General features: G+C 73.6%; 20 protein-coding genes. 7 read left to right on the top strand and 13 right to left on the bottom strand.

From position 1 onward, the window contains the following. Positions 1 to 596 (top strand): cellulose binding domain-containing protein (locus VFZ92_RS27000; protein ID WP_330878843.1); only part of this gene is annotated, 596 nt, incomplete at its 5' end. Positions 597 to 674: 78 nt separating this feature from the next. On the opposite strand, the gene VFZ92_RS26995 is transcribed toward VFZ92_RS27000, so the two are convergent. From VFZ92_RS26995 to VFZ92_RS26985, 3 genes are all read right to left on the bottom strand, one after another. Further along, positions 675 to 1349: a DJ-1/PfpI family protein gene (locus VFZ92_RS26995; protein ID WP_330878842.1), complete on the bottom strand. Its 675-nt coding sequence runs from the start codon at positions 1347 to 1349 to the stop codon at positions 675 to 677. An 87-nt stretch (positions 1350 to 1436) separates the two neighbouring features. Beyond that, positions 1437 to 1868, bottom strand: a complete 432-nt coding sequence (locus tag VFZ92_RS26990) for a MarR family winged helix-turn-helix transcriptional regulator (RefSeq protein WP_330878841.1) — start codon at positions 1866 to 1868, stop codon at positions 1437 to 1439. A 25-nt stretch (positions 1869 to 1893) separates the two neighbouring features. Beyond that, complete coding sequence (locus VFZ92_RS26985) at positions 1894 to 4947, bottom strand: MGH1-like glycoside hydrolase domain-containing protein (protein WP_330878840.1); 3054 nt, start codon at positions 4945 to 4947, stop codon at positions 1894 to 1896. A gap of 430 nt (positions 4948 to 5377) precedes the next feature. Here VFZ92_RS26985 and VFZ92_RS26980 point away from each other — a divergent pair, with 430 nt between their 5' ends. Then, on the top strand, positions 5378 to 6523 hold the full coding sequence (locus VFZ92_RS26980; protein WP_414720026.1) for a S1 family peptidase: 1146 nt from the start codon (positions 5378 to 5380) through the stop codon (positions 6521 to 6523). A 590-nt stretch (positions 6524 to 7113) separates the two neighbouring features. Here VFZ92_RS26980 and VFZ92_RS26975 read toward each other — a convergent pair. Together VFZ92_RS26975 and VFZ92_RS26970 are read right to left on the bottom strand one after the other, a co-directional pair. After that, the gene (locus VFZ92_RS26975; protein WP_330878839.1) at positions 7114 to 9117 is read right to left on the bottom strand and encodes a HelD family protein; all 2004 of its coding nucleotides are present in this window, start codon (positions 9115 to 9117) and stop codon (positions 7114 to 7116) included. 102 nt (positions 9118 to 9219) lie between these two features. Further along, entirely contained in the window at positions 9220 to 9432 is a 213-nt protein-coding gene (locus tag VFZ92_RS26970; protein WP_330878838.1) for a tautomerase family protein, read from the bottom strand. A 123-nt stretch (positions 9433 to 9555) separates the two neighbouring features. Here VFZ92_RS26970 and VFZ92_RS26965 point away from each other — a divergent pair, with 123 nt between their 5' ends. After that, the gene (locus VFZ92_RS26965) at positions 9556 to 10419 is read left to right on the top strand and encodes a helix-turn-helix transcriptional regulator (RefSeq protein WP_330878837.1); all 864 of its coding nucleotides are present in this window, start codon (positions 9556 to 9558) and stop codon (positions 10417 to 10419) included. On the opposite strand, the gene VFZ92_RS26960 is transcribed toward VFZ92_RS26965, so the two are convergent. Both VFZ92_RS26960 and VFZ92_RS26955 read right to left on the bottom strand, forming a co-directional pair. After that, positions 10400 to 10954, bottom strand: coding sequence for a TIGR03086 family metal-binding protein (locus VFZ92_RS26960; RefSeq protein WP_330878836.1), 555 nt, complete (start codon positions 10952 to 10954; stop codon positions 10400 to 10402). The genes VFZ92_RS26965 and VFZ92_RS26960 overlap by 20 nt on opposite strands. A gap of 43 nt (positions 10955 to 10997) precedes the next feature. Further along, complete coding sequence (locus tag VFZ92_RS26955; protein WP_414720025.1) at positions 10998 to 11825, bottom strand: alpha/beta fold hydrolase; 828 nt, start codon at positions 11823 to 11825, stop codon at positions 10998 to 11000. Between the two features lie 754 nt (positions 11826 to 12579). On the opposite strand from VFZ92_RS26955, the gene VFZ92_RS26950 reads away from it, so the two are divergent. The 3 genes from VFZ92_RS26950 (at position 12580) to VFZ92_RS26940 (ending at position 15437) form a co-directional block, all read left to right on the top strand. Next, entirely contained in the window at positions 12580 to 14397 is a 1818-nt protein-coding gene (locus VFZ92_RS26950) for an NAD(P)/FAD-dependent oxidoreductase (RefSeq protein ID WP_330878834.1), read from the top strand. Between the two features lie 108 nt (positions 14398 to 14505). Beyond that, positions 14506 to 14808 carry a hypothetical protein gene (locus VFZ92_RS26945; protein ID WP_330878833.1) on the top strand — a complete coding sequence of 101 codons (303 nt, stop codon included), beginning with the start codon at positions 14506 to 14508 and terminating at the stop codon, positions 14806 to 14808. Then, a complete protein-coding gene (locus VFZ92_RS26940) occupies positions 14805 to 15437 on the top strand; it encodes a hypothetical protein (RefSeq protein ID WP_330878832.1) in 633 nt (210 codons plus the stop codon). Before VFZ92_RS26945 ends, VFZ92_RS26940 begins: the two co-directional genes overlap by 4 nt. Before the next feature lie 41 nt (positions 15438 to 15478). Here the strand turns inward: VFZ92_RS26940 and VFZ92_RS26935 are convergent, their stop codons facing one another. The 3 genes from VFZ92_RS26935 to VFZ92_RS26925 all read right to left on the bottom strand — a co-directional run bounded on the left by VFZ92_RS26935 (position 15479) and on the right by VFZ92_RS26925 (position 18161). Continuing rightward, positions 15479 to 16198 (bottom strand): spermidine synthase, encoded by a 720-nt coding sequence (locus VFZ92_RS26935; RefSeq protein ID WP_330878831.1) that lies wholly within the window; start codon positions 16196 to 16198, stop codon positions 15479 to 15481. A gap of 54 nt (positions 16199 to 16252) precedes the next feature. Beyond that, entirely contained in the window at positions 16253 to 17107 is an 855-nt protein-coding gene (locus VFZ92_RS26930) for a PHB depolymerase family esterase (protein ID WP_330878830.1), read from the bottom strand. Positions 17108 to 17222: 115 nt separating this feature from the next. Next, entirely contained in the window at positions 17223 to 18161 is a 939-nt protein-coding gene (locus VFZ92_RS26925) for an NAD(P)-dependent alcohol dehydrogenase (RefSeq protein WP_330878845.1), read from the bottom strand. Between the two features lie 107 nt (positions 18162 to 18268). On the opposite strand from VFZ92_RS26925, the gene VFZ92_RS26920 reads away from it, so the two are divergent. After that, positions 18269 to 18925 (top strand): helix-turn-helix domain-containing protein, encoded by a 657-nt coding sequence (locus VFZ92_RS26920; RefSeq protein ID WP_330878829.1) that lies wholly within the window; start codon positions 18269 to 18271, stop codon positions 18923 to 18925. Here the strand turns inward: VFZ92_RS26920 and VFZ92_RS26915 are convergent, their stop codons facing one another. The 3 genes from VFZ92_RS26915 to VFZ92_RS26905 are packed head-to-tail and all read right to left on the bottom strand — an operon-like array spanning position 18926 to position 21216. After that, on the bottom strand, positions 18926 to 19072 hold the full coding sequence (locus VFZ92_RS26915; RefSeq protein WP_330878828.1) for a hypothetical protein: 147 nt from the start codon (positions 19070 to 19072) through the stop codon (positions 18926 to 18928). It lies immediately after the preceding gene. A 45-nt stretch (positions 19073 to 19117) separates the two neighbouring features. Then, positions 19118 to 19699, bottom strand: a complete 582-nt coding sequence (locus VFZ92_RS26910; RefSeq protein ID WP_330878827.1) for a TetR/AcrR family transcriptional regulator — start codon at positions 19697 to 19699, stop codon at positions 19118 to 19120. Positions 19700 to 19701: 2 nt separating this feature from the next. Further along, positions 19702 to 21216, bottom strand: coding sequence for an MFS transporter (locus VFZ92_RS26905; protein WP_330878826.1), 1515 nt, complete (start codon positions 21214 to 21216; stop codon positions 19702 to 19704). Positions 21217 to 21364 lie beyond the last annotated feature (148 nt).

Genomic DNA, 21364 nt, shown 5'->3' with positions numbered 1-21364 from the left:
CCGACGAGTCGCCCCAGCCCGACAACACCTCCCGCCCCGACGACCCGCCCCGGCCCGACGACACGGGGCCGATCGACGGGGTGCCGCCGACCGGGGGCACGCAGACGATGGCCGTTCCCCGGCGCGTGCCCTGGCGGAAGGTCGCCCTCGCCGCCGGTGCCGCGGCGCTGGTCGCCATCGGCGTCGTGGTCGGCGTGTCGCTGCGGAGCGAGCCGCCTGCGGGCGATGCCCGGTCCGCCCCGACCGGCACCACCGCGAGCGCCGCCACCACCACGACGACCACCACGGCACCGGCCGGGTGCGCCGCCCGGCTCCGGGTCACCAACTCCTGGCCCGACGGCTACCAGGCCGAGGTGGTCGTGCGCAACGCGAGCGGCCGGACGCTCGCGGGCTGGACCGTGACCTGGCCCCAACCGGCGGCCAGCGTGATCGACAACCTGTGGAACGGCGTCCTCTCCAGGAGCGCGGACTCGGTGACGGTGACCAGTGCCGACTACAACGCGAGCCTGCCCGTGGACGGGACCACCACCCTGGGCTTCACCGCCGTCGGCCCGGCGACCGAGCCGCCGGACGTCACCTGCACGTCCGGCGGCTGACCGCCGTCACGGGACGAGGACGGCCCGGCAGGCCCCCCAGGTCGCCCAGCACGGCACCGAAGGCCCGGCCGGACCTGGTCAGGCGCGCCAGACCGTGCCGCGGCGCTCGTACTCCAGCACGGTTTCGAGGCGTTGCGCCGCCTTGGCGCCCGCGTGCCGCTCGACCAGCCAGAGGGCGGCGTCGATGCCGGAGGTGATGCCGCCCGCGGTGACCAGGGTGCCGTCGTCCACCACGCGGGCGTCGACCACGACTCCGCCCTGCGCCGCGAGGTCGGCCTTCGCGCCCGAGTGCGTCGTGCACGGCCGCCCCCTGGTCAGCCCGGCGGCCGACAGGACCATCACGCCCGTGCACACGCCCACCGGCAGCACGCTCGCCGCGGCGAGCCGGCCGAGGAACGCCTTGTCCTTGATCAGCGCGTTCACGCCGGGACCGGTCTTGTCGCCGTACCCGCCACCCGGCACCACCAGCACGTCGGCGTCCTGCGGCGACCACCCGTTCGGCACGTCGATCCGGGTGCCGTAGCGCGCGGTCACCCGCCCCGGCCTGCCCGTGGTCACCTGCGACACCTTCACCCCCGCGACGTTCGCCGCCAGGCCCAGCACCTCCAGCGGCCCGGCGAAGTCCTGCTCCTCCACTCCGTCGAACAGCAGGACCTGCACGCGCAGCGGCCCCGCCGCCGACGCCTCCGGGACACCGACCGCCACCGCTCCGGCGGACAGCATGGACGCGCTCAGGAAGGTACGACGTTCCACAGGGACTCCCGTGTGCTCGGCGAAAGGTGCTCCGCACACGAGTCGGACGGCGGCCCGCCGGGGTTCCCCCGACCTCGGCCGCCCGTCTCAGGTCGCCCGGCTCTCGGCGAGCACCTTGCCCAGCAGCCGGTGCAGCTGCTGCTGCTCCCGCTCCCCCAGCGACGCGAACGGCGACCGCTCGTACGCGCCCGCGAGCAGCCGCTCGCGGACCTCCCGTCCCGCGTCGGTGAGCACGAGCGTCCGGACGCGACCGTCGGCGGGGTGGGGCGCCCGCACGGCGAGCCCCTTCTCCTCCAGCTTGGCGCTGATCAGGGTGATGTTCGACGGGTCGCACCGCAGCCGCGCGGCGAGCTGCCGCAGCGACAGCGGGTCGCCGGCGGGGTCGACCAGCCAGAGCAGGTTGGCCTGCGACTCGGTGAGCCCCTCGCCCTCGACGACGCCCCTGGTCATGCCGACCACCAGCGCGCTGAGGCTGATCATCTGGTCGACCAGCCGCGCGTTCGTCTCGTGCGTGCCCATGGGACGAGCGTACTGGTTGAGTTCCTCATCCAACGGGACGGCTGAGCACCGTCATCCGGTCGAGCGCGAGGGTGCCCGAGGTGAGGCGCACGCCGATGGCCGGGGACCACGTGGCGCGCCGCTCCGGGGTGACCGCCGTGCCGTACGGCGCGGTCCGCAGCAACCGCCACGTGCTGCCGCGGCCGAGCCAGCTCGTCATGGTCGACGTGCCGAACACGACGGCGATCCGGTCGCCGGGCGCCCACGTCACGTCGGCGCAGCACCCGCCCGTGGCGCTGTCGCCGAGGTCCCGGCCGCCGACCCGAACGTCCACTCCGGACGTTCGGGACCTGTTGTTGTACCAGGACAGCACGAGGTCGTCCGCCCCGGCGGCGATCCCGGCCAGCACGCTGTCCTCCGGGGAGGCCCCGGTGAACGACGAGGGCGTGAGGACGACCGCGAGGTCGCCGGGCGGCGCCTTCACCGGCGCGGTGAGCACCGCGGCGGACTGCGCTCCGGCGGCGGTGGCGGTGAGCGTTCCGGCGGAGACGCCCACGGTCGGCGCGGGCTCGCCGAAGCGGGCCCCGACGCCGTAGGCCCTGGCGGTGTCGAACCCGTCGTCCCACACGACGTTCGCGAAGTCGGCCGGGTCGAAGACCGCCTCGGCCGTGACGAGGTCGCCGGTCGTCCGCCCGCCCGCGGTGGACACCAGGAGCCGCACCGGGGCGCGGGTGCCGGGCGTCAGCGACGGGGGCGCGGTCACGGTCCAGCGCAGCTCCGCCGGGCGACCGGGCGTGACGAAGCGGGGTCCGGTGGACGTCGCCGTCCAGCCGGGGGGCACCTGGAGCTCCGGCCGCACGGTGAGCGGTGTCGTGGTCCGCACCACCGCCCCGACCTCGGTGGTGCCACCGGAGCGGACGTGCAGGAGCCCGTCGTCGGCGCGCAGGTCGACGCTCACCCGGCTGTCCTCGGCCCGCCACGACTGGAGGGCGGTGATGCCCACCGCGCCGCCGTCGTTCCTGGTCGGGCGGACGCGCAGCGCGCTGGTGAGCACCGCGGGCTCGACGACCACCCGGTTGACGCGACCGCGCTCCGGCGTCGCCGGGGTCCGGCTCTGCCCCGGCACGGCGGTCCACGACCCGTCGGGCGCGCGGTGCTCCAGCGCGTAGGCGTCCGGTGTGCGGACCCCGCCGCCGTCGTCGTAGAACGACAGCCGCACGTCCGACACGCGCGTCGGCGCGCCGAGGTCGACGACGAGCCAGTCCTCGCGGTGGGGGCTGCCGTAGGTGGTCCAGCGGGTCGTGGGCACGTCGAGGTGGAAGTCCTGGCCGTCGACCGCCTCGGTCGGGCTGTCGGCGGACCACGAGTAGGAGGCCGTCGCGGTGGCGGCGTTGGCGAGGTCGTCGACCAGCGGCACCGCGGCGGGACCGCCGCCCCGCGCGAACTCCACGTCGACGGCGCGCAGGTCGGACTGGCGGTGCACGAGCGTGCCGTCGACCCACACGCGCAGACCCGAGCCCTGGCCGTAGGTCGTGCCGTCGCGGTCCCACACCACCGACAGGTTCCGCCCGTGGTAGGGCACGTTCTCCACCGCGAAGTGGTCCCAGTCGTCGGGCACCAGCGGCGACAGGCGGACCCCGTCACCCTGCCGCGGCCGGATGCCCAGCAGGCCGGAGAGCACCAGGTCGTTGAACGTCGAGTGGTTGTAGTCCTCGCTGTGCCCACGGCCGTCGTAGATCCAGCGGTCCTCGTCGGGGTGGTGCGCCTCCGCCACGTACGGGACGCCGTTCTTGCGCTGGGTGGCCGCGTAGCCGCGCAGCACGTCGTAGTAGTCCTGCCGGTCCACGGCGGACTGCGCCGGGTAGTCCGCGAGCAGGTTGGCCATCGCGGTCAGCGTCTGGCTCGTGGCGTACGGCCAGCTCGGGCCCGACCAGCGGCAGCAACCCTTGAGCGCGTCGTGCATGTACCACGGGCTGCGGCGCTCCACGGTCGTCGGCCCGAACGGCGCGGCGAAGCCCGCGGGGTCGGTGAGCCGGCTCCACGCCTCGGAGTTCGCGGCGGGCGCCATGTGGAAGTACCAGGGGATGAAGCCGATCTGCTCGCGGTCGGCGAGCTTCGTGCGGCCGGGGTTGTCGTCGCGGGCCACGTGCTTGTAGAACCCGCCCTCGGCGTCCCACAGCCGCTGCTCCACGGCGGTCTGGAGCGCCTTCGCGTCGCGCTCGTACCTCTCCGCGCCCCGCTTGTCGCCGCGCAGGCGCAGCAGGCTCGCGATGGCCTTCGCGTCGCCGTACTGGTAGGCGTTGAGCGTCGGCCGGAAGCCCGCACCGCCGTGGTAGGGGTCGTCGCTCTGGTAGGAGCCGGCGGTGTACTCCATCGCGTCCCACACGGGCACCTGCCAGTACAGGCCGAGGTCGCGGTCGAACTGCCCGGACCAGGCTGCCCACTGCTTCTCCAGCTGCGGCAGGCGGTCCACGGCGAAGCCGAACCGGCCGTCCACCGACGCCCGCGCGAGCACCGCGTCGGCGGCCCAGAACGAGTACTGGTGGGCCCAGTCGGTGGTGTTCTCGTTGAGGAAGTCGGTGGCGGGCTTCGGTCCCGCGCCGCTGCCGGTGAGCCAGTAGTCGAGGTAGTCGTCGAGGTAGCGGGTGTCGCGCAGCCACCGGCCCTCGTAGACGTGGTGGCCCGCGGCGGCCACGATCCCGCCGCCGGGCGCGGAGTAGCCGACCGGGCCGAGGAACTCCGAGACGATCCACCCGTCACGGGGACCGGTGTACTTCAGCGCCTCCTTGTAGGTGCGCCAGCGGTAGTAGTACGTGTCCTCGATGGACCGGTCCGGCAGGTCGACGAACGGGACGTTGGCCTCGTACCACTCCGGCTCCACGAACCCGGCCAGCTTCGCGCGGTGGTCGAGCACGCTCGTGCCCCGACCGACCTCCGGGTACATCGGCGCGGCGGCCGACGGTGCGGCGGTCACGGCGGGCGCTGCGGGCGCTGCGGTCACGGCGGGCGCTGCGGACGCTGCGGTCACGGCCACCACGGTGGAGGCCGCGAACACCAGCGCGACACCGAGCGCGCCGAGCCTGACTCGTCGATCGGGCACGGGAACCCCCAAGGTCGTCGAAACTCCGCCGCAACGCCCTGGGAACGCAACGCCGCGCTGCCACCGGGATGTTTATAGCCGCCTCGATACAACGTTGTAAACAGCCGTCACGGGGGATCTTGTTCGACCTTGTGGGGCCTTGGTAGCAACCGGACTGACCGTTTGGCCCAACCCCACGCCCGGTTACCGCCCGGTCATCCGGCGAACTGGTCCGGACCACTGCCCGTTCGGGCGGCGACCACAGACTTCGGTTCACGGGGATTGACGGGAGCGCCCCGGCGTTGCGACAGTGGCGCACAGGTAAGTGGGAGCGCTCTCACTTCCCGATCGGCGCCGTCGCCACCCGCCCTGGCAGCGGAGCCGTGCTCGCCCCCGTGGCGCGAACCCTCCTTCGCCGCCGCGGGTCCCTGCGCTGCACCGAAGGAGAACCATGCGATGTAGCAGGATGACCAGGCTCGGCATGACCGGCCTGCTGGTGGTGGGAATGGCCCTCGGCCTCACGCCCACCTCGTCCGCCGCCCCCGCCGAACCCGAGCTGTCGCCGGGGCTGATCCAGGCCATGCGCCAGGACCTCGGCCTCGACGAGCAGCAGGCCAAGACGAGAATCCGCCAGGAGGCCACGGCCACCAGGATCGCGGACACCGCGACCGCGGCGGCCGGTGACGCCTACGGCGGCAGCTGGTTCGACGCCGCGAAGGGCAAGCTCGTCGTCGCCCTGACCGACCAGGGCAAGGCCCGCGCCGTGCGGGCCACCGGGGCCGAGACCACGACCGCGACGCACAGCGCGGCCAAGCTCGCCTCCGTCAAGAGCGGCATCGACGGCCTGTCCAAGGCCAAGGCCGTGCCCGCTGGTGTCAGCGGCTGGCGGGTCGACGCCCGCCAGGGCGGCGTCGTCGTGGACGTCCAGCCCGGCGCCCGCACCGCCGAGGTCGAGGCCTTCCTCGACACGGTCAAGCAGTCCGGCCCGGTCATCGTGAACACCGACGGCGTCCAGGCGCCGACGACGTTCGCGGCGGGCACCGTCGGCGGCGACCCGTACTACACCGGCAACGTGCGGTGCTCCATCGGCTTCTCCGTGCACGGCGGCTACGTCACCGCGGGCCACTGCGGAGGTGGCGGCGCGGCCGTGTACGGCTGGGACCGCTCGTTCCAGGGCAACTTCGGCGGCTCCTCCTTCCCCGGCAACGACTACGCGTGGGTCCGCACCGGCGGCGGCTGGTGGAACGCGCCCGTCGTCCTCGGGTGGGGCCAGGTCAGCGACGCGCTCGTGCGCGGCTCGTGGGAGGCGCCCCCCGGCACGTCCGTGTGCCGTTCGGGTTCGACCACGCACTGGCACTGCGGCGTGATCCAGGGTCGCAACGAGACGGTCAACTACGCGCAGGGCGCCGTCTACGAGATGGTCGGCACCAGCGTGTGCGCCGAGGGCGGCGACTCGGGTGGTTCCTTCATCACCGGTGACCAGGCCCAGGGCGTGACCTCGGGCGGGTACGGCAACTGCTCCAGCGGCGGCCGCACCTGGTTCCAGCCCATCAACGAGATCCTCAGGGTCTACGGTCTGACCCTGCTCACCGCGTAGCACCACGAGAACGGGCCGCTCCGGGACGTCCGGAGCGGCCCGTTCCACTGTGGACCTGCCGAGTGCGACCTACCGGGCCGACCAGCGCCGCGCACCACCGCCGTCCCGTTCGCGGTACCGCCCGACACCACGTCCACGCACGTGCCCGGCCCCGCACCCACGACCGCCCGGTGAACCCCGACCCGACGAAGTCGACGGTGTGCCCGCCCGACGCCATGCGCTCCCACAGGTCGATCCGGTAGCCGCCGGGGACGTTGAAGCCGTCGGTGATCGAGTCGCCGAGCGGCATCACCCGCACTCCCCGTTGGACTCCGCCGACGCGGGCGGGCCCGCCGCCACCGCCGCCCCGGCGGCGAGCACCAGCCCGAGCGCGGCCGTGCCGAACCTCCTGAGGTTCCACCGCATGCCTGGTCTCCTCTCGTCGGACGGAAAGCCGGGCCGGGCACCAGCCCGACGAGCCCCACCTTCGAGCGGGAACGGCGGTGTCAACGAAAGCCGCCGCGTTCTGCCCACGTTGTCAGGACCCGCCGAAGCGCTGCCGCCGAACGGGGCGTCCGGTCGGGTACCCGCGTCCGCCGTGGACGAACCGGTCAGGCCAGCCCGAGCACCTCGGGCAGTTCGGCGGTGTGGACGATCGCCAGGTGCGAGACGGCTCTGGTGAGCGCGACGTAGAGCAGCCGCTGCCCCACCTCGCCGTCGTCGAGCAGGCGGTGGGGGTCGACCAGCACCACGGTGTCGAACTCCAGCCCCTTCGCCGCGCCCGCGGGCACCAGCGCCAGCCTGCGCTCCCGGTCCAGCTCGTGCGGCCGGACCGGCTCCACGCCCTCGGCGGTCAACGCCGCGCGCAGCGCCTCGGCGTCCGCGTCGGCGGTGATGACGCCGACGCCTCCCCTCTCCACCGGGAGGTCCCGCACCAGGTCGGCGATGGCACGAGCCGCGCCTCCCGCGTCGGCCCGGAGCACGCTGACCGCGTCGGCGGCCGACCGCGCCGAGGTCGTCGCCTGCAGGTCCGGCGCGACGCGGGCCAGCACCCGGTTGGCGATGTCGAGGACCTGCTGGGGCACGCGGTAGCTGGTGTCCAGGGTGACGACGTCGCCCGCGTGGCCGAGTTCGGCGAGCACGTCGTCCCACGTGGGCAGACCCCAGGGGGTGGTCTGCTGGGCCAGGTCGCCGAGCAGGGTCAGGGTGCCCGCGCAGCGGCGGCCGACCGCGCGGAGCTGCATCGCGGACAGGTCCTGCGCCTCGTCGAGGACGATGTGGCCCGTGCGGGGCTGCTCGTCGAGCAGCCAGGCCAGCTCGTCCAGCAGCACGTGGTCCGCGGCGGTCCACCGCGCACGGCTCGCCCTGGCCGGGGGCGTGGTCCAGCCCAGCGCGCGCTGCTCGTCCGGGGAGAGCACCCCGTCCGCGCAGCGCGCGAGGTGCCGGGGATCGGCGTAGAGGCGCAGCAGCACGTCGCCGGGTTTGAGCACCGGCCAGATCGACTCGACCAGGGCACGGGCCTGCCTGGACCGGGCGAGCTTGCGGGTGGCGGTGTCGCTCGGGGCCCGGCCCCGCAGCTCCAGCTTGCGGCGCACGCGGTTGGCCACGCGGTCCCGCATGAGGTCCCTGGCGGGCCCGAAGGGCGTGTGGTCCGCGAGGAGGTCGCGCGCCAGCACCTCCACCTCCTCCGGGTGCACGCGGATGTAGGGGCTGGTGTCGGTGACGAGGAAGTCCTCGGTCGGTCGGCCCACCTCGGACCGCACGGCCCGGTGCAGCACCGTCGCCAGGCGGCGGTCGCCCTTCAGCGCCGCCACCGCCGGGTCCTCCGCGGCGGCCCGGTCCGCGCCGACGAGCCCGGCGAGGGAGACGTGGCGGCAGTCGACCTCGCCCAGGGTGGGCAGCACGCGGGAGATGTGGTGCACGAACGTGTCGTTCGGCCCGACCACCAGCACCCCGCGCCTGCGGATCCGCTGGTGCTCGTAGAGCAGGTACGCGGCGCGGTGCAGCCCGACGGCCGTCTTGCCGGTCCCCGGCCCGCCCTGCACGACCAGCGCGCGCGAGGCGTCGCGCCGGACGACGTGGTCCTGGTCGGGCTGGATGGTCGCGACGATGTCGCGCATCGGCCCGTAGTGGGCCATTTCGATCTGCCGCCGCACGAACGCGCTCAGGCCGTCGTCGAACTCCGGCGTCAGGTGCTCGTCGTCGTACCCGGTCATCGCGTCGTCGGCGAACCCGAACCGCCTGCGGCGCACGACCTCCATCGGCTCGGCGCCGGTGGCCCGGTAGAACCTGGTGGCCATCCCGGTGCGCCAGTCGACCACCGCGGGCTCGTTGTCCCCGTCGCCGACGTGCCGCCTGCCGATGTAGACCGGCTCGGGCAGCGGGCCGTCGATCCGACCGAAGAACAGCGGCGCGTCGTCGCGGTCCTCCAGCTGGAACGCCCGCCGGTACAGCCACGCGACCAGGTCGGGGTCGTCGCCGCGGGCCTCCATCGCCTTCGCCGACCGCACCACCTCCTCGCGGTCGCGGGCCAGGCACTCCCGCGCGTACCGCAACCGCTCCCGCTCGGCCTCGAACTCCCTCACCGACACGCCCACGTCCCCGTCCCCCGTCACCCGGTGCTCCGCCGACAGCACTTCTACACGGCGGCGGGACGGAAGCGTTAGGCGATTTCCGCGTCCCGGCACGGCGGTGGAGCACCGTGCCGGGACGCGGCCTCACGCGTCGGCGCCCCGCAGCGCCGCGAGGGTCAGCACCCGGCCCCCGATGCCCCAGCCACCGTCGACGACGTCCTCGACGAGCACCATCGTGGTGGCGCGGGCCTGCTCCCCGAACATCTCGGCGTACAGGTCGGACACCTTCGTGACGAGCACTTCCCTCTGCTCCGCCGTGAGCGTTCCGGCGGGCACCTTCAGGTTGGCGAACGGCATGGTCTCTCCCTTTTCGACGTGACCCCACGACTGTGCCGCCCCCGCGGCCGACCAACCAGGCGCCGTCCACCCAGGGGTCGCCACCCCCTGGCTACCGGTGGCGGCCACCAGCACACTGGAGCCGTGAAACCGTCCGAACTCGCCGCCTTCCTGAGGTCCCGACGCGCGCGGATCACGCCCGCCGAGGTCGGCCTGCCGACCGGGCCGCGCCGCCGCGTCCCCGGCCTGCGCCGCGACGAGGTCGCCCAGCTCGCGGGCGCGTCGGTGGACTACTACACCGAGCTGGAACGCGGGCGCGGCACGCAGCCGTCGGCGCAGATGCTCGGCGCGCTGGCCAGGGCTCTGCGCCTGGACCACGACGAGCGCGACCACCTCTACCGCCTGGCGGACCGGCCGCCGCCCGCGGTGAGCGGCGCGTCCACCCACGTCCAGCCCGCGATGCTCGCGCTGCTGGACCGCCTGGACACGACACCGGCGCAGATCATCACCGACCTGCACGAGACGCTGGCGCAGAACCACCTCGCGCGGGCCCTGCTCGGCGAGCCACCGAGGCGGACCGGGCACGCGGCGAGCTTCGTGTACCGCTGGTTCACCGAGCCCGACACCCGCGCCGTCTACCCGCGGGCCGACCACCCGCACCACTCGAAGGTCCTGGTCCACGACCTGCGCGCGGCCGTGGCCCGGCGCGGTGGGGACCCGGCCACCGCCGACATGGTCGCCAGGCTGCTCCGCTCCGGCCCCGAGTTCGCCGACCTGTGGGCCACCGGTGACGTCGCGGTGCGGCGCGGCGACCGCAAGCGCGTCAACCACCCGACGCTGGGCACGCTCGACGTGCACTGCCAGAACCTCTTCAGCGAGGACGGCAGGCAGCGCCTCCAGTTCTTCACCGCGCCCGCGGGCAGCCCCGCCGTGGACCAGCTCCGGCTGCTGGGTGTGATCGGCGTCCAGGACCTGGCCGACAGGGCCCCTACGGCGTCCGACCGCTGAACGCGATCAGCCTGGTCCGCGCGTCGGCGTCGGCGGCCACCCCGACCTTCGGCCCGTAGTGCCCGCTGGACCGCAGCGCCCCGTCCGCCGCCTCCATGCCGCTCAGCAGCCGCTCGCACCGCTCCGGGTCGAGCCGCTCGTCCTGCCCGGTGGCGCGCGCCAGGTCCCACGTGTGCAGGAAGACGTCGCTCGTGTAGAACACGTCGACGGCGCGGTCGAGCGGGACCTCGCCGATGTGCGGGTTCCTCAGCACCCGGCCCGCCGTGGCCGGGTCGTCCAGCAGCGCCTGCACGCCGTCGCTGTGCACGGTCCACGCCGCCACCGGGTCGTCGTCGACGGAGGGTCCTCGGGGCAGGTCGACGTCCGCGCCGGACTTCAGGAACGCGGGGAACCACTCGACCAGGTGACGCACCACGTCCCGCGCGACCCAGCCCTCGCACGGGGCCGGGTCGTCCCACCGCCCCGGCGCGACGCCGCGCACCCGGTCGGTGAACACCCCGGCGACGGTCCGGTGCTCCTCAGCCGCGCCGCTCATGACAGCCTCCTCGGTCCCGGTGTCGGCCCTGGTCGACACCTGATCAGTCCACTTCGGACACGACGTGGTCGAGGAAGTCGAGCACCAGCGGGCTCGCGGTGGCGCGGAACTCCTCGAAGTACGCGTGCCGGGCCCCCGGCACCAGCACCAGCCGGGCGCCGGGGATCCGGTCCGCCAGCAGCGGCGCGTTCGCGGTGGGGTTGAAGACGTCGGCGTCCCCGTGCACCACGAGCGTCGGGGCGGTGATGTCGGGCAGCACGTCCCACGCGTCGTGCAGGTTGCTGGCCGACAGGTGGCCGCGACGGGCGCGCGGGGACATCCGGCGGTCGCCCAGCGTGCGGTACGGGCCGGGGTGGGTGGCCAGCCACCCCGGTGTGTACATCAGGTCGAGCAGGGCGAGCCGCACCTTCGCGGGGTCCGGCACGGCCAGCGACCGGCGCACCTCGTCGGTCCGCTCGAACCCGTGCCTCCCGCCGGGCGAGGTGCAGCCCAGCACGAGCCCCCGGACGCGGGCGGGGTGCAGCGCGGCCACCCACTGCGCCACCCGCCCGCCCATGGACGTGCCGTACACGTCGGCCCGCTCGACGCCGAGGTGGTCGAGCACGGTGACCACGTCCGCCGCGAACCGCCGGGTGCTGTAGGTCGACGACGACTCGCCGCTGTCGCCGGTCCCCCGGTAGTCGAGCGTGATCGTGGTCCGCGAGCCGTGGAAGTCCTCGCGGACGTCGTCCCACCACTCGTGGCTGTTGGCCTGGCCGGACAGCAGGACGAGCGGGTCGCCGCCCCCGCGGACCTGGTAGGCGATGGCGACCCCGTCCGGGGCGGTGGCGTGCGGCACGTCGGGTGTCCCTCCTGACCTCGTCGCCCCCATCCAACCCCACGCCCGCGACCGCAACCTCCCCTGCAACCGTTCCGCGTGCCCCGAAGAACCGGAAGGGTCTGCCGTGCGGGCCGGTTGCCCGACGACGGGGTCAGGTGAGCATGGGCGGGAGCACGACGACCGTGGTGCCGGCGGCGCCGCGGCGCGACACTCGACCTGTGACCCGTGACACAGCGTTCCCCGGACCGTTCGAGGCGGCCGTGCCCGCGGGCGAGGACCCCGGCCGCCACGCCCACCTGCTGCGGCGGATCCGCGACGCCGCGCCGGCCGGTGACCGCCCCGCCCGCTGCCCCGCGCGACCTGGTGGGCGACTCGTGGCGGCGCGCGGTCGGCTTCGGCGTCGACCCCGACCACGGCCGCGACCCCGCCCCGGCGCTGGGCCCGGTCGACGGCGGCCTGCTCGGCGTGGTGGACGTGAGCGGCGCGGCGGCGACCGTGCGCCCGAGCACGCAGGCCCTGGTGGACGCGGCGGCGAGGATGGCCGGGTCGTTACCGCGCGACGAGCACCGCGGGATGCGCGACGCGCTGCGCGCCACCGCGTCGCCGCTGCCGGCGGGCACCCGCGACCCGGTGCCGGCGACAGACCCGCACGGCTGGGTGGCCACCCGTACCGCTTCGCCGACCGGGTGGACGTCGAGGTCGTCCACCCGGCCTCACCCGACCAGCTCCTGCCCGCGTCCACGGCCCCGGCCGTGCGGCGCCTTCGGACCGCCCCCAGTCCCCCGAGCAGAACCGGAGTCGCCTCATGACAGAAACCCTGACCCCCGTCGACGCGACGGCGAAGGTCACCGCGTGGCTCGCCGACTTCGAGTCGGCGCTCGCCTCCGGTGAACCCGACGCGGTGGCCGCCCTGTTCGGCGAGGAGTCCTACTGGCGCGACCTGGTCGCGTTCACCTGGAACATCGTCACGGTGGAGGGGCGCGACGGCGTGCGGGACATGCTCGCCGCGACCCTGGAGCGGGTGCGGCCGCACGCGTTCCGGATCGCCGACGACCTGGGCGGGGCGTCCGAGGGCGACGGCGTGGTGGAGTCGTGGATCGCGTTCGAGACGTCCGTCGGCCGCTGCACCGGCCACGTCCGGCTCCGCGACGGTCTGGTGTGGACGCTGCTCACGACGATGAACGAGCTGATCGGCCACGAGGAACCGGTCGACGGCAGGCGTCCCAGGGGCGCCGAGCACGGCGCCGACCGGAACCGGAGGACGTGGCTGGAGAAGCGGGTCCAGGAGGCCGAGGAGCTCGGTCGCACCACGCAGCCGCACACCCTGGTGATCGGCGGCGGGCAGGGCGGCATCGCGCTGGGCGCCCGGCTGCGGCAGCTCGGCGTGCCCACGATCGTCGTGGAGCGCGGTGCCCGTGCCGGTGACGCGTGGCGGAGCCGCTACAAGTCCCTCTGCCTGCACGACCCGGTCTGGTACGACCACCTGCCGTACCTGGACTTCCCGAAGAACTGGCCGGTGTTCGCGCCGAAGGACAAGATCGGGGACTGGCTGGAGATGTACGCGCGGGTCATGGAGCTGAACTACTGGACCTCCACCGAGGCCCTGAACGCGTCCTACGACGCGGACGCTCGCGTGTGGACGGTCCTCGTGCGCCGCGACGGCGAGGAGATCACGTTGCGGCCCAGGGAACTCGTGCTCGCCACGGGCATGTCGGGCAAGGCGAACGTGCCGGAGTTCGAGGGAGCGGACACCTTCCGCGGCGACCAGCACCACTCGTCGAAGCACCCCGGTCCGGACGCCTACCGCGGCGAGCGGGCCGTCGTGATCGGGTCCAACAACTCCGCGCACGACATCTGCGCGGCCCTGTGGGAGAACGACGTCGACGTCACGATGGTGCAGCGGACGTCGACGCACGTCGTGCGGTCCGACTCGCTGATGAGGATCGCCCTGGGCGGCCTGTACTCCGAGGAGGCCGTCGCCGCGGGCATGACCACGCAGAAGGCCGACCTCACGTTCGCGTCGCTGCCGTACCGGATCATGCACGAGTTCCAGATCCCGGTGTACGACGAGATCCGCGAGGTCGACGCGGACTTCTACGCCCGGCTGGAGCAGGCCGGGTTCCTGCTGGACTACGGCGACGACGACTCCGGGCTGTTCATGAAGTACCTGCGGCGGGGCTCCGGCTACTACATCGACGTGGGCGCCTCGGACCTGGTGGCCAACGGCGACATCAAGCTCCGCTCCGGGGTGGACGTCGTCCGGCTCACCGAGGACGCCGTCGTCCTGTCGACCGGCGAGGAGCTGCCCGCCGACCTGGTCGTCTACGCCACCGGCTACGGCTCGATGAACGGCTGGGCGGCCGACCTGATCTCCCAGGAGGTCGCGGACGAGGTGGGCAAGGTGTGGGGACTCGGCTCGGCGACGACCAAGGACCCCGGCCCCTGGGAGGGTGAGCAGCGCAACATGTGGAAGCCCACCCGGCAGGAGGCGCTGTGGTTCCACGGCGGCAACCTGCACCAGTCGCGGCACTACTCCCTCTACCTCGCGCTCCAGCTCAAGGCCCGCTACGAGGGCATCCCGACGCCGGTGTACGGGCTGCCGGAGGTGCACCACCTGAGCTGATCCACAGCAGCGGCAAGGAAAAAAGTCGCCGCGGGTGCGTGTAACACCCGCGGCGGTGGCGGCGAGTGTCCTCGTGTCAGACGTCGCCGAACCGAAAGACGGCAGGGAATGAACGAGAAGATCCCGGTGGCTGCCGCCACCGAGAGCACGCCGAAGGCCGTGGTCGACGCGGGCGGGTCCGCGTCGACCACGCCCGTCACGAAGGAGGTCGAGGAGTTCCGCAGCGCGCTGCCCTCGCCGGAGCGGCTGGCCGAGGCGGTGCTGGCCGACCTGGAGCGGGACCTGCGGGACCTGCTCGCCACGGACCCGGACCTGGAGGGTGTCACGAGGACCGAGGTCGCGGCCTGGCTGGCCACCGACGTCGAGCGCGCCTTCACCGCGGTCGCCGAGCACGGTTGGAGGGAGTCGTGAGCGCCGCGCTGCGCCTGGCCGGGCGCGAATCCCTGAGCAGGGCCACGTACACCAGGATCGGCCGCACGGCCCGTGAGTTCCACACGACGGCCGCACTGCGCCCGCGCTTCCCGGTGCTGCCGCCCGAGCTGCACCAGGAGTGGGGTGGTCTGCTGGCGCTGACCGGGAACCTGGTCCAAGCGGGCATCACCGAGCTGCTGTCGAGCCTGTTCGGCACCGGCACCACGGTGCCCGCCCATCCCGCCGCGACGCCCGCGGGTGGGCCGAAGCGGGTCAACGCCAAGCAACTGCTGCCGTCCGACCTGAGGCGGCTGCTCGCCGAGAACACGCGGTACGTGTGCCACCGCACCAACGACGAGTCCGTCGGCACCTGCCAGGAGCCGCTGCGCGCCGAGACCGACCAGTCGCGGATGAAGAACCCCATGGCGCCCCACGGCGTCTACGCGACGATCGGCGTGCGGGGCATCGCGGACTACGGCAGGTACGGCGTCGTCTACGAGCGGTACGGCGACGTGTTCTGGGGTCCGCACGACGCGCCCGCGGTGCGGGCGGCCGTCGACTCGATCGACCCGGCCCGTGCCGTCGGCTGGTACGTCCAGGAGCACCTGGACGAGGCGCTGAGGACCTGATCCCCCTCGGCCTCGGGGCGCGGCGGCGCCCCGAGGCGGTGTCAGGAGGGCACCTTCGCCAGGTACACCGTGTTCGTCGCGTCGCGGTCCTGCAACGGGTTCGCGAAGCTCACGACCTCGGCGCGCACGTCCACGAACGCCCGCGCCAGCTCGGCGGTGAACTCCTCGTCCGGCGGGTCGTTCGACCACAGCGCGAACACCCCGCCCGGACGCAGCAGCGCCGCGATCCGGCGGAGCCCGGCGAGTTCGTAGAAGTCGGCGTTGCCGGGGTGCAGCAGGTGCCGCGGCGAGTGGTCGATGTCGACCACGATCGCGTGGAACCTGCGGCCGGGCTCCTGCGGGATCAGCCCTTCGGGTGACCGCGCGAGGGCGAAGAAGTCACCGTTCACCAGTGCGCAGCGGGGATCGGCGGCCAGCGTCGCGCCCGCCGGGATCAGGCCCCGCTCGTGCCACTCGATGACCTCGGCGAGCGCGTCGATCACCACGAGGGACCGCACGTCGGCGTTCTCCAGCACCGTGAGGGCGGTGTAGCCGAGCCCCAGCCCGCCCACGACCACGTCGAGCCCGGTACCGGTCAGCTCGGCGAGCGCGAGCCGGGACAGCTCCTCCTCGGCCACGGTGAACAGGCTCGACATCAGGAACTCACCGCCGAGCTTGATCTCGTAGATGTCCTTGCCGTCCAGCGGGTCGCGGCGGCGCCGCAGGACGAGTTCGCCCAGGGGCGTCGGTCGCCAGTCCAGTTCCTGGAACCGGGCGCTCACCGGGTGAGCCGTGCACGTGAGTCCATCGGCGGAGGGTACCCGCGGCCACCCGGCTCAGGCGGGCAGCCCGAACGCCTCGCCCAGCGCGCGCGCCGCCACGAGCCCGCGGGTCGGCCTCCCCATGACGAACAGCGGCCGTCCCGGACCGGGGACGACGTGCCCGCCACCGTGGACCGTGTACAGCGTGACCGTCGGACGGCCGTCCTGCCGGTGGTCCGTGCGCTCCACCGCGGTCCGATCGCCCGCGCTGGAGCCGAGGTCGTGCGACTCGGGCGCGGCGGTGATGCCGTTGCGCCCGGCGAAGTACGCGGCGGTCTCCCGCGCCGACAGCCCGAGGCCGCGCGGTCGGAAGCCCCACAGGCTGGTCACGCCGCCGTCGTACGGCACGAGCCGGTCCCTCGTGCCGTGGAAGAGGACCACCGGGAGCGGCACGACCGGCCCGTCGAACGGCAGCAGCTCCCCCGGCACCGGCAGCGTGGCCGCCACGAGCCCGATCCCGGCCAGCCGCGGGCCGATCTCGTGCGCCAGCCTGATCACCATCGAGCCGCCCGCCGAGTACCCGACGGCGTGCACGCGGGCGGGGTCGACCCGGTGCTCCGACACCAGCAGGTCGACCACCGCTCCCGCGAAGGCGACGTCGTCGAAACCCTCCCTCCTGGCCGCGAAGTCCGACCTCGCCCGTGCCTCGTTCCAGTTGCCGCGGTGCCCGTCGAGGTAGGCGACCACGGCCCCGCCCCGCTCGGCGAACGCGTCGAAGCCGTACCCGGCGAACCTCCGGACGATCCGACCGTCCTGGTTGGACCCGTGCAGCACCAGCACGACCGCCGCGCCCTCGGCGACCACCTCGGGGCGGACGACGGTCAGCGTCCGCCTCCTCCCGTCCACCTCGACGGCCTCTCCCTCGACCACGAGGGCACCTGCACCACGACGCACGCCGACCATGACCGCTCCTTCTCGAATGCTTGAGCAATTCATGCAAATGATTGACTCTCTCAAGCATGAGGTCAACGGCGCGCGACCTACCTCACACCATCCGGACCACGTGCTTCCCCCGCACGCCACCCTCCTCCAGCGCCCGGTGCGCCGCGGAGATGTCCGCCAGGTCGTGCACGGTGTCCACGACGGGGCGGAGGGCTCCGGCCTCCACGAGCCCGGTCAGCTCGGCGAACAGCGCGTGCGTCGGGTTCCCGCTGAAGAACCGCACCCGCCGCGAGCCGAAGACGGTCGACAGCAGCACGTACCCGACGGACGCGACCGAGTCGAAGGAGATCCCGACCATCCGCCCACCCCTGGCGAGCAGGCCGCGGTAGGCGGGCAGCGAGGAGCCCGCGGTGTCCAGCACGACGTCGAACTCCCCCAGGTCCCCCGGTTCGGTGGCACGGCGGTCGAACACCTCGTGCGCCCCCAGTTCCCGCACCAGGTCGAGGTTCTTCGCACCGGCGAGCCCCGTGACGTGCGCGCCGTAGTGCCGCCCCAACTGGACGGCGATGCTCCCGATCCCACCCGCGGCGCCGCGCACCAGCAGCCGCTCGCCCGGCTTGAGGCGGGCGTGGTCGCGCAGCGCCGTGATCGCCGTCGTCCCGGCGGGCAGCGCGGCGGCCTCGACCAGGTCCAGCCCGGCCGGGCTGGGCGACAGCTTGCGGGGCCGCACGGCCACGTACTCGGCGGCGGACCCGCCGACGAAGCGCGACATCATCCCCCAGACGTGGTCGCCCGCCCTCGGGCCGGGCACGCCCTCGGCCGCCGTGACGACGACCCCGGCGAAGTCGATCCCCGTGCGCTTGGGGAAGCGGCGGGGGGCGAACCACCTCAGCTTGCCGGAGCGCAGCATCAGCTCACCGCCGTTGACGCTCACCCCGTGGACCCGGACCAGCACCTCCCCCGGCTTCACCACGGGCATCGGCACCCTCGCCTCGTACAGCACCTCCGGCGGCCCGTAGGAGTCGAACTGGGCCACGCGCATCTCGTTCACGGCTCTCCTCGCCTGGACAAATGGAGGATGCCCTCCACTTGCCTCGACGCTAACACGACAACTGGAGGACACCCTCCACTTGAGCTAAAGTGAGAGGCATGACGACCGAGCCCTCTCGGATGGCCGCGGCGGAGGCGCTGCGCGTCGACGCCAGGAACAACCGGACCCGCATCGTCGAGGCCGCGCGCCTGCTCTTCGCCGAGGAGGGCCTGGACGTCACGATGACCGACATCGCCCGCCACTCGGGTGTGGGCGTGGCGACGCTCTACCGCCGCTTCCCCACCAAGGAGGCCCTGGTGGCGGAGGCGTTCGCCGAGCAGATCGAGCTGTGCGCGGCGGTGGTGGAGGACGCGCTGGCCGACCCGGACCCGTGGTGCGCGTTCCGCGCCGTCCTGGAGCAGGTGTGCGCCATGCAGGCCGTGGACAAGGGCTTCACCGGCGCGTTCGCCTGCCGCTTCCCCGACGCGACCGTGCTCGACGGGCTGCGCTCCCGCGCCGAGAGGGGCTTCGGCGAGCTGGCCAGGCGGGCCAAGGCGTCGGGTGAGCTGCGCGAGGACTTCACGTTCGACGACATCACGCTGCTGCTGATGGCCAACGGCGGCATCACGGCCGACTCGCCGGAGTCGGCGCTGGCCGCGTCCCGCAGGCTCGTCGGCCTGCTGCTGCACGCCTTCCGCGCCGACGGAGCCGAACCACTGCCTCCCGCACCCCGCCTCGAACTGCACCACGTGGTCCGGCCTCCGACGGCGCGCTGACTACCGGAGCCCGTGCCGCCGATCGCCCAGCACGATCTCGCACACGCGGGCCTCCATCTCGGCGGAGAACGGCTCGTCCACCCTCTGCTCCTGCTCCATGGTCATCACCTCCGCGACCATCGTGCGGCAGCCTTGCCGGAACCGCACCGATCCATGCCGTTTCGGCAAGAAGATGGGGTCCGCGGTGGCGCGTCAGGCCTCCAGGTGCGACCAGAGCGCCTGGTCGAGGGTGAACCGGATGAGCTGGCGCTCCAGCGCGCGAGCCTCGTCGTGCGGCACGGCGCCGCCCCACAGCGGTGCCGCGCTCGCCCCGTCGGCGGCGGCCACGACCAGCGCCAGCACGTGGGCGGGCAGGCCGTCGGCGCCCAGTTCGGCGCTCCAGCGGCGGGTGTCGGCGCGGACGAGGTCCGCGACCTCGGGCAGGGCGCCGAGCTGGACCACGAGCGCCGCGCTCTCGCGGAGCGCGACCTCGTCGTGCGAGGACGACAGGCAGGCCCTCACGTAGGCGCGCGTGAGCGCGCCGGGAGCGGAGTCCGCGGGGTCGACGGCGGCGACCACCTCGGCGCGGAACGCCTCCACCAGGTCCTGGGCGAGGGCCCGCACCAGGTCGTCCTTGGTGGCGAAGTGGTAGAGCAGCCCGCCCTTGGACACCTGCGCCTCGCGGGCGATCTCGTCCAGGCTGGCGGCGATGCCCCTGGTGCGGATCACGGAGGCGGCGGCGTCGAGCAGCGCCCGGCGCGTCACCGCGGGCGTGCGCCCTGCCTTGCGAGCCATGCTCACGCCCCTTCCGACGCACTCCTGGTGCCCGTGTTCCTACCGGAGGGGATGGTGCGCCAGGCGACCAGGGCCGCCACGGCGGTGATCACGGCGGCGATGGTCGACGTCGTCTGCATGGCGATCGTGAACGCCTCCTTCACCGGTGCCACCAGCGGCGAGGCGGGGTCCAGCGCGGCCAGCGCGGAGCCGACCGAGTCCTCGACGGCGGGACGGGCCGCGCCGGGCACGTCCAGGTTCGCCCGGTAGGCCAGGGTGACCACGGAGCCGAGCACCGCGATGCCCAGCACCACACCGAGTTCGTAGGCGGTCTCGGAGATCGCCGACGCCGCGCCCGCCCGGTGCGGCGGCACCGCCGACACGACCGCGTCCACCGTCAGCGTCATCGCCAACCCCACACCGAGCCCCACCGGCAGCAGCGCCAACCCCAGCCACAGGTAGCTCTCCGCCCCCTCGGCGACGGCGACCAGCAGCAGCCCGACCGCGGCGGTGGCCAGCCCCGCGGCCACGGCGCGCCCCGTGCCCCACCGCGCGGCGACCACGCCGACCACACCGATGACCACCACCGAGGCGACCATCGTCGGCATCTCGGCCAGCCCCGCCACCAGCGGGCTGAACCCGCGCACGAACTGGAGGTACTGGGAGAAGAAGAACAGCAGCCCGGTCAGCGCGAAGATCGCGATCACGTTGGCCAGCACCGCACCGGTGAACGCGGCGTTCCGGAACAGCCCGACGTCGATCAGGGGCGGGTCCGTCCGCCGCTGCCGCCGCACGAACAGCACCGCGGCCACCAGCCCGACCAGCGCGGACCCCACCGTCCACCCGTCCGGTCCGGAGCCGACGGCGTGCTTGACCGCGTACACCAGCGGCGTGATCGCCGCGAACGACAACCCGGCCGAGACCAGGTCGAACCGGCCGGGATCCGGGTTGCGCGACTCGGGCAGCAACAGCCCTCCCGCGACCAGGAAGACGACCACGACGGGCACGTTGACCAGGAACACCGAGCCCCACCAGAACCGCTCCAGCAGCGCACCACCGATCAACGGCCCCAACGCCAGCCCGCCACCCGAGCCCGCCGACCAGATCGCGATGGCCCTGGTCCGCTCCCGCGCGTCGGGGAACAGGTTGCGGATGATCGACAGCGTGGACGGCATGATCGTCGCACCGGCCACGCCCAACAGCAGTCGGGCCCCGATGAGCATCTCCGAACTGGTCGAGAACGCCGCCAGCAACGAGGCCGCCCCGAACGCGGCCGTACCCACGAGCAGCACCCTCTTGCGCCCGACACGGTCGGCGAGCGTGCCGGTGGTGACGAGCAGGCCCGCCAGGGCGAGCGAGTAGACGTCGCCGATCCAGAGGACCTCGGTCGCGGTGGGTGCCAGGTCGCGGGACAGCGACGGCACGGCCAGGTAGAGCACCGTGCCGTCGATCGCCAGCAACAACACGGAGCCGACCAGCACTCCCAGCGCGGCCCACCGCCGCCGGCCACCCACCACGACCACGTCGTTCATCGCCATCCTGAAACTGTACCGTCCGGACGGTTTAGTTTCTTGGACGCTGTGACCGACTCGACACCGTCGTGACACGGTGTTCTTCGCCAGCAGTTCGTCGCGGTGTTGGCGAGCAACGCCGTGGTCGCCTCGCGACCCCCGGCCCCCTGGCCAC

Origin of the sequence: Umezawaea sp. (assembly GCF_036375055.1) — a bacterium.
Lineage (GTDB): Bacteria > Actinomycetota > Actinomycetes > Mycobacteriales > Pseudonocardiaceae > Umezawaea.
Note: the sequence above shows the minus strand (reverse complement) of the source record. Positions and strands in the feature narration are given on the sequence as shown.